Raw genomic sequence first — 3,455 nt, 5'->3', positions numbered from 1 at the left:
GTATCAACGGTATGTTGAACAATAGCAACCTCATAATCACAGCTTGGTATGGTCCTAAACTGGTTGGTATTTCTCGCTCTATTACGGATTTCCATTATTGCTGTTATCTGTCCGACCTAGCGGTTGATGAAGCATATCAAAGGTTGGGAATAGGCAAGCAGTTACAAGTTCAAACTCAATCCCAGATAGAGCCTACATGTAAACTGTTTTTAATCGCCGCACGGCGGCTAATGACTATTATGGACAAATTGGCTACACCAAGAGTGATCGTTGTTGGGTGTTGGAGCGCGGTAGTGAAATTATCACATAACAAAGCGATTAAGACGGATTCCCAACGCTCGGCATTTTTGGTTTGCTTCTACTTAAGTGTTTACGGCACAATGGGTTAGGTTGGATGGTAGCGTTGCTCACCACTTAACGCGGCGTTAGTTTGCAAAAGTAGAAAAGCGTTTGTAGTCAAAGAGCCTAGTCTGGTTTCTATGCTTTACACCTGTTCGTTTTTCGAAAGTTGTGCAACCAAATCATCAGTGCGCGTAGGGTGTTTTCGGCTCTGTGAGTTCAAGGTTATTCATTTCTCCACATCAGTAATTTTGGTCGCTTAGTGCTTCTCGCGCTGTTTCTTTTTCTTGGTGAGTCGGTTACAGAAAGGTCGGTTCGTTGAACTTGGTTGTCAGGTTGGTCGAATGAATCCTTTGTCAGCCAAAGTACTTCAAACTGTGGTTGTGCAGCGCATGTCGCTTCTTAGCCAAGTGCGTTTTGTAGATTGTGTTTGAGTTCAGTGGTTTTCAGATTTACATTGGCGTTCAAAGCCAGTAGTTTTGTAACCAATTCAGCACCTTGGCGAAAAACTTTGGCTGCATCATGTAAGCAAACTAACAAAGCGTTTAAGACAGATTCCCAACGCTCGGCATTTTCAGTTCAAGTCAGTTTTGGTGTTTACGGTGCAATGGTTTAGGTTAGGTGGCAGGCGTTGCTCACTACTTAACGCGGCGTTAGTTTTCAAAAGTAGAAAAGCGTTTATAGTCAAAAAGCCTAGTCCTGTTTCTATGCTTTACACCTGATCGTTTTTCGAAAGTTGTGCAACCAAATCTCATCGCGCGTAGGCTGTCTTTCGGCTCTTTGAGTTCAACGTTATTCATTTCTCCGCGTTAGTAACTTTGGTCACTTAGTGCATCTCGCGCGGCTTCTTTTTTTTGTGTCTAACTCGTTAACAAGTGGCTTTGTCGCACTTGGCCTTCAGGTTGGTCGAATGAATCCTTTGTCAGCCAAAGTACTTCAAACTGTGGTTGTGCAGCGCATGCCGCTTCTTAGCCAAGTGCGTTTTGTTGGTTGTGTTTGAGTTCCGTAGTTTTCAGTTTTACATTGTCGGTCAAAGCCAGTAGTTTTGTAACCAATTCAGCACCTTGGCACTAAACTTTGGCTGTATCATGTAAGCAAACTAACAAAGCGTTTAAGACAGATTCCCAACGCTTGGCATTTTCAGTTTGGGTTAGCTTTAGTGTTTAAGGTGGCAAGGTTTTAGGTGGGGGGGTGGCGTTGCTCACTACTTAACGCAGCGTTATAACTTCTCTTTCCTAACGCCTATTGCGCATACTGGAGTGAACTATATACCCTTATAAAATGTCGAACATTTTAGATGTTCAAATATTGAGGCTCCGATGAATTTTCTTCGTAAGTATAAAGTAAGCTTCCTTTTCTGTGTCAGCGGAGTTTTGTGTTTAGTTGCGTATAACACTATTGGTTCATATGTAGATGAGAATGGTTTTTTAATAGAACCATTTGGGTTTATCCCCTTATTTTGGCTTTTTCAGCTATTGGCGTTGGTTGCTGTGGTTTTTACCTTCGTTAGGCATAGAAAGGCTAAATAATTGTATTTTTTAAGCTACCGGCGCGCGAAGATCCTTCGTTATAACAAGCAATTTAAGCAGACTGTCAACGCTTGGCATTTTTAGCTTCAGTGATTTAGGTGGTAAATTTGGGTGTATAGGTAGCGTTGTCAGCTACTTAATTGGGCGTTAGGCTTTTGGAGGGAATGTGGACATATCTCTTAGAATAGCAAATGAAGCGGATATTCCTTTTTTGGTATCTCTCAGAGACCAAACAATGAGGAAATACCTTGAAATGGTAGGTATGCCGACGACCTCAGAAGAGTATGAAAAGAGAATACGCTATGAGTTTGTTAATGCTCAAATTGTGCAATTAAAAGGCAAATCTATTGGTTTGTTCAAAGCCACCTATACCGAAGAACTCAACTATTGGTATTTGGTGCAAATTCAAATTTCTCCGGAGTATCAAGGTTTAAAAATTGGCAGTAAACTTATCACTGACCTGATTGGCAAAGCTGGGCTTACAAACTCAAAAGTAGGTTTGAGTGTTATCAAAACAAATCCAGCAAAACAGTTATACTCGCAATTGGGCTTTAAAGTAGTGGAAAGCTCAGGGGTTGAGCACTTGATGGAAGTACAAGCCTAACAAGCAATTTAGGCAGACTGTCAACGCTTAGTATTTTCAACTCGGTTTAGCTTCAGTGATTAAGGTGGTAAATTTGAGTGTATTGGTAGCGTTGTCAGCTACTTAATTGGGCGTTATATTGCATAAGATTCAAAGGGTTAAATTATCCGTTTATCTTTGTTCTGCGTTCAAGCTACACACCTGTTCGTTCCGTGAAAAATGCCATCAAAATGACCATCGCACGTAGAATGTTTTGCGGTTAATTAGCTGCAACGTCACGCAAGTCTCCTCGTTAGTAAGTTTTGTTGGCTCAAGTTCATTTTGCGCGGCTTCTTTTTCTTGGGGACTGCATTGAAAGTTGTGGTTTAGCGTACTTTTCTGTCAGGTTTCTCGCCCGAATTCTTTGTCATTCAGGCTAACTGAACTATTCAAGTTTGCCTAATTTCGTTTCTTAGCCAAGTGCGTTTTGTTGTCTATGATTGAGTTTCGAACTATCCGTTTTACTTCTGAGTTCAAAGCCAGTAGATTTGTAACCAATTCAGCACCTTGGCGCTAAACTTGGATCTGTCGTGCGGGCAATATAACAAGCAATTCAAGCTGACAGCCAACGCGCGGCATTTTCAGTTCCAAACAGTTTGGGTGTAATCGGCGCGTTGCTTTAGGTTCAGGTTTGCGTTGGTCTGCAACTTAATTGGGCGTTAGGTTTAAATTTTAATAAAAGAACAAGGAGTTCAAATGACAATAAAAGTAGTTCCTCAAGCAGTACTACTGGGATTACTGATATCTTCATCGGCTTATTCTAAAGATCTATCAGGGGTTTTAGGTATTGGCTATGGCTTTGGTGGAGATGAGCTATTTCAAGGTATTTACAGCTCAGGGGAAAGTGATGAAATCAATGCTAACGAAGGATTTTCTTTTTTTGGTGGAATAGACTACCAATTCTCAAATCAGTTTTCTACCCGCGGTACTGTAGGATACAAATCAGAATCAATAGAGGCATCGAA

At 41.2% G+C, this 3,455-nt stretch carries 4 protein-coding genes and 1 pseudogene; all 5 read left to right on the top strand.

Annotated features, from left to right (window positions below; all coding sequences use genetic code 11):
* Positions 1-389 (top strand): GNAT family N-acetyltransferase (locus L4C37_RS22165; RefSeq protein WP_429770128.1); only part of this gene is annotated, 389 nt, incomplete at its 5' end.
* Positions 390-1,195: 806 nt separating this feature from the next.
* Positions 1,196-1,339, top strand: a complete 144-nt coding sequence (locus L4C37_RS22160) for a hypothetical protein (RefSeq protein WP_429770126.1) — start codon at positions 1,196-1,198, stop codon at positions 1,337-1,339.
* A gap of 319 nt (positions 1,340-1,658) precedes the next feature.
* Positions 1,659-1,868 carry a DUF3955 domain-containing protein gene (locus L4C37_RS22155; protein ID WP_429770124.1) on the top strand — a complete coding sequence of 70 codons (210 nt, stop codon included), beginning with the start codon at positions 1,659-1,661 and terminating at the stop codon, positions 1,866-1,868.
* A 166-nt stretch (positions 1,869-2,034) separates the two neighbouring features.
* Positions 2,035-2,472 (top strand): GNAT family N-acetyltransferase, encoded by a 438-nt coding sequence (locus L4C37_RS22150; protein ID WP_429770122.1) that lies wholly within the window; start codon positions 2,035-2,037, stop codon positions 2,470-2,472.
* A gap of 714 nt (positions 2,473-3,186) precedes the next feature.
* Positions 3,187-3,455: pseudogene (locus tag L4C37_RS22145) on the top strand (hypothetical protein); the annotation flags it as partial.

This window comes from Vibrio kagoshimensis, from assembly GCF_050337535.1.
Classification (GTDB): domain Bacteria; phylum Pseudomonadota; class Gammaproteobacteria; order Enterobacterales; family Vibrionaceae; genus Vibrio; species Vibrio gallaecicus.
The sequence above is the reverse complement of the archived record's forward strand: the minus strand, read 5'-3'. Positions and strand labels throughout refer to the sequence as shown.

Bases quoted from the DNA above. Each gene is read 5' to 3' on its own strand.
- L4C37_RS22155 (WP_429770124.1), top strand. From the start codon at position 1,659: ATGAATTTTCTTCGTAAGTATAAAGTAAGCTTCCTTTTCTGTGTCAGC.